General features: G+C 64.7%; 6 protein-coding genes. 3 read left to right on the top strand and 3 right to left on the bottom strand.

The annotated features are described in order from the left end of the window. Both AC1D0Z_RS18105 and pcp read left to right on the top strand, forming a co-directional pair. A partial coding sequence (locus tag AC1D0Z_RS18105) for a DUF4136 domain-containing protein (RefSeq protein ID WP_477659586.1) occupies positions 1 to 469 on the top strand: 469 nt, incomplete at its 5' end. 141 nt (positions 470 to 610) lie between these two features. Beyond that, positions 611 to 1,291, top strand: coding sequence for a pyroglutamyl-peptidase I (pcp, locus tag AC1D0Z_RS18100; protein WP_477659585.1), 681 nt, complete (start codon positions 611 to 613; stop codon positions 1,289 to 1,291). On the opposite strand, the gene AC1D0Z_RS18095 is transcribed toward pcp, so the two are convergent. Together AC1D0Z_RS18095 and AC1D0Z_RS18090 are read right to left on the bottom strand one after the other, a co-directional pair. Further along, positions 1,284 to 1,538 carry a hypothetical protein gene (locus AC1D0Z_RS18095; protein ID WP_477659584.1) on the bottom strand — a complete coding sequence of 85 codons (255 nt, stop codon included), beginning with the start codon at positions 1,536 to 1,538 and terminating at the stop codon, positions 1,284 to 1,286. The two genes, pcp and AC1D0Z_RS18095, sit on opposite strands and share 8 nt — an antisense overlap. 52 nt (positions 1,539 to 1,590) lie before the next feature. Continuing rightward, a complete protein-coding gene (locus tag AC1D0Z_RS18090) occupies positions 1,591 to 2,007 on the bottom strand; it encodes a hypothetical protein (RefSeq protein WP_477659583.1) in 417 nt (138 codons plus the stop codon). A gap of 173 nt (positions 2,008 to 2,180) precedes the next feature. Between AC1D0Z_RS18090 and AC1D0Z_RS18085 the strand changes: the two genes are divergently transcribed. Further along, on the top strand, positions 2,181 to 3,101 hold the full coding sequence (locus AC1D0Z_RS18085) for a delta(1)-pyrroline-2-carboxylate reductase family protein (RefSeq protein ID WP_477659582.1): 921 nt from the start codon (positions 2,181 to 2,183) through the stop codon (positions 3,099 to 3,101). Between the two features lie 138 nt (positions 3,102 to 3,239). Here AC1D0Z_RS18085 and AC1D0Z_RS18080 read toward each other — a convergent pair. After that, positions 3,240 to 3,410, bottom strand: a 171-nt coding sequence (locus tag AC1D0Z_RS18080) for a dCTP deaminase (protein WP_477659587.1), incomplete at its 5' end; no start/stop codon positions are given.

Raw genomic sequence — 3,410 nt, 5'->3', positions numbered from 1 at the left:
GGCCGAGCTTGAGAAACGCGGCCTCAGGCGCGCACCGGAAGGCCAGGCAGGGCGGCTGCAGGTTGACGTGGCGGCCAGCAGCCGCAGCGAGGAAAAAACCTTTGTGCAGCCGGTTTACCAGGACAATTTTGTCTTCATGCCGCCCTACCGCGACGCCGCGGGCCGTCTTTACGCGGGCGGCTGGATGCCCGACCCTTTCGGGCCACGCTATGTGGGCGACCGGCAGCTCAACATGACGATCTACACCAACAGCCTGCGCGTGCGGCTGCTCGACACCCAGGGCACGCCGCCGGGCAAGCCGCCGCGTACGGTGTTCGAATCACGCGCCGTCTACGAGGGCGGCAGTGGCGACCTTCCGCTGGTCGTGCCTTACCTGGTTCGCGCCGTGTTTGACAACTTTCCCGGCCAGAACGGCCAGGTGCGGGTCGTGAAATTCGACAGCGAAACCGGCGCGCTGATCAAAAAGTAAGCTCAACCGCCGAACAATCGGGTGGAGCCCGGTCGCCCGTTTCACCCACCCGGAGGGCCGGTATCCGGCGCGGCAACGGGCACGGAAATGTCCGGATGGGCTGGGGATAGCCAAAACACTGCCGTCCTTCACAATGGCGGCATGCGCACAGCCCCTTCCGCTTCTTCGCTCCCCCGTGTCCTGCTCACCGGCTTCGACCCCTTCGGCGACACCGGGCACAGCAGCCTGCCCCTCAACCCCAGCTGGCTGGCGGTGCAAGCGCTGGGCGGCAAGCGCATAGGGGGCCACCTCCTGGTGGCGGCGCAATTGCCCACCGTGTTTGGGGACTCCGTCACCGAACTCGTCCGGCTGATGGCCTTGCACAAGCCCGCGCTGGTCATTTGCGTCGGCCAGGCCGGCGGGCGCAGCGCGATTTCTCTGGAGCGCGTTGCCATCAACGTGGACGATGCACGCATTCCCGACAACTGCGGCAGTCAGCCCATCGACACGCCGGTGGTGGCAGGCGGGCCTGCCGCCTACTTCAGCAGCCTGCCCATCAAGGCCATGCTGCAGACGCTGCAGGAAGCCGGTGTAGCGGCCGAGGTGTCACAGACCGCGGGCACCTTCGTCTGCAACCACGTGTTTTATGCGCTCATGCATGCGCTGGCCACCAGGCGCGGCTTGAAACGCACCCGCGGCGGCTTCATCCATGTACCTTATGTTCCCGAACAGGGCAAACCCAGCCTGCCGCTGGAAGAAATTGTGCGCGGGTTGCGGCTGGCCGTAGCAGCGGCGCTGGCCACGCCCCACGACATTGTCAAAGGCGCCGGGGCCGTCAATTAGCGTCTGGCGCTTCGGTGTTCTGCGGGGGTGCGGCAGGATCATCCCGCAGCAACCGCCACAGCAGGAAGGTGCCAATCACGGCGTTACCCAGCGCAAAACAGGTAACCAGCACCGTGGCCCAGGCATTCAAGGGACGGTTATGCACCACCCAGGCCAGCGCTGGCGACAAGGCATTGAGCGTGAGCATCAGCCAGAACAGGGGATTGCGCGGCTGGTAAAGGCGCGAGAGCGGACGTGACGGTTTCATCGTGGCCACATGCTAACCGCACCGGCCGCAAGACCTTCCGATGATTGCTGAATCAGCGGATAGCGAAGGACGCCGGCATAAAGCCCTGCGCCGGCTGCATTGGCAGCATGCTGCTGACAGTGGCGCCTGCTGCGTTGCTGGCCATCACACCGCTGGATTCCCCCGATGAATCGGCCACAGCCTGACCTTTTTGCGCGCTGGCGATCACGGGCGGTAAGGCTGAGGCGGCCGCGACGCGGGCCTGCTGGATACAACCCTGGCGGGCGGCACCGGCGGTGTTTTCGATGCACTGCGCAATCGCCTGCACTTCAACCTGGCGCTGATAGTCGCGGATCCTGGCTTTGGTGACTTGCCCGTCCGCCACAAACGCGAAGGCTGCCAGCTGGCAAACAAACACCAGCCCAGCCGCTACCCAGAGCAGCGTCTTGTATGGCATTTTGTCGAATTTTTGCAAGTGGTCAGAAAACATGGCAGGCCTCCCTGTGAACCTGTTTTCATCCTAGGGAAGTGTTTGCGGTTTCCATCCAGCACTTTTCCCGGGAATATGTAGGATAAAAACCTTTCATTTTTTTACGCGACGTAACGCCGGGCGCCGACACCTTCTCGTATCGCCCCTCCACTTCCTCGCTTTACCATGGCCCCATGACGCCCACGCTGCTCAGCCCCGCCCAGACCGTCGCCCGCCTGCCCTACCCACTGCTGGTCAGCGAGCTGACGCATCTGCTCAAGGACAGTACCGTCCAGGTGCCGCCGCGCGTGGTGCAACCCCTGCCTGGGGGAGGCAGCCTGTTTGTGATGCCGGCGCTGGACGCCCGCACCGCGATCACCAAACTGATCACCTTTACACCCGGCAATGCCGGCACCGGTCGACCCACTATCCAGGGCGACGTTGTGGTGTTTGACGTGGCTACGGGCAGCCGCCAGCTGATGCTCGACGGGCCCACCGTCACCGCCCGGCGCACGGCAGCCGTCTCGCTGCTGGCCGCGCAGCGGCTGGCACYCAACACGCACGGCCCCATGCTCATCGTCGGTGCCGGCGTCCAGGGTCTGGCGCATCTCGAGGCCTTTGCAGAAGGCCTGGGGGTGCGCGAATTCCGCATCGCTTCGCGCAGCTACGCCAGCGCACAGGCCCTGGCGCAGCGCGCGCAATCGCTGGGCCTGAACGCGCGCGTGGTGCACGACGCCGACGCTGCGCTGGCCGACTGCCCACTGGCTGTCACGTGCACGCCGGCTGCCGCTGTGGTCCTCAGTGCGCTGCCCCGGCCTGACGGCTTCATCAGTGCCGTTGGCGCTTTCACTCCCTCCATGATGGAGTTGAGCGCAGCGTTATGCCAATACTTCGCGGCGAAGGGTTCGGTCTTTGTCGACACGGCTGATGCCGTTCACGAAGCCGGAGACCTGCTACAGGCAGGGCTGGACGTGGGCCGCTTTGCCACGCTGGCCGACGTGATACGCCAGGACATCAAAAAGCCTGCCGGACCGGTGCTGTTCAAAAGCTGCGGCTGGGCGGGCTGGGACCTGGCCGCGGCCCGCGCCGCGCTGGCCGCTCGCGGCTCGCCCTGAAAGCGATGCGGCAGCGTACAACAGCCGCTTGCCTACAGGCGCAAAGTCCTGCGAAGCTGCGCTGGACCCTCCGGATTGTCAGAAACGAAACGGGCGCTCTTTGCAGAGCGCCCGCCCGGAATCTGCGCGTAAATTTCCTTATGCCTTGGGCAGCGTCACGCCGACCTGGCCCTGGTATTTTCCGCCACGGTCCTTGTAGCTGACTTCACAGACGTCGTCCTTGTCACTTTCGAAAAACAGCACCTGTGCGCAACCTTCGCCCGCATAAATCTTGGCGGGCAGGGGCGTGGTGTTGGAGAACTCCAGTGT

This window comes from Polaromonas sp. P1_E3, assembly GCF_056405935.1.
This window is presented reverse-complemented; position numbering and strand designations above follow the sequence as displayed.

Bases quoted from the DNA above. Each gene is read 5' to 3' on its own strand.
- AC1D0Z_RS18090 (WP_477659583.1), bottom strand. From the start codon at position 2,007: ATGTTTTCTGACCACTTGCAAAAATTCGACAAAATGCCATACAAGACG.
- AC1D0Z_RS18095 (WP_477659584.1), bottom strand. From the start codon at position 1,538: ATGAAACCGTCACGTCCGCTCTCGCGCCTTTACCAGCCGCGCAATCCC.
- pcp (WP_477659585.1), top strand. From the start codon at position 611: ATGCGCACAGCCCCTTCCGCTTCTTCGCTCCCCCGTGTCCTGCTCACC.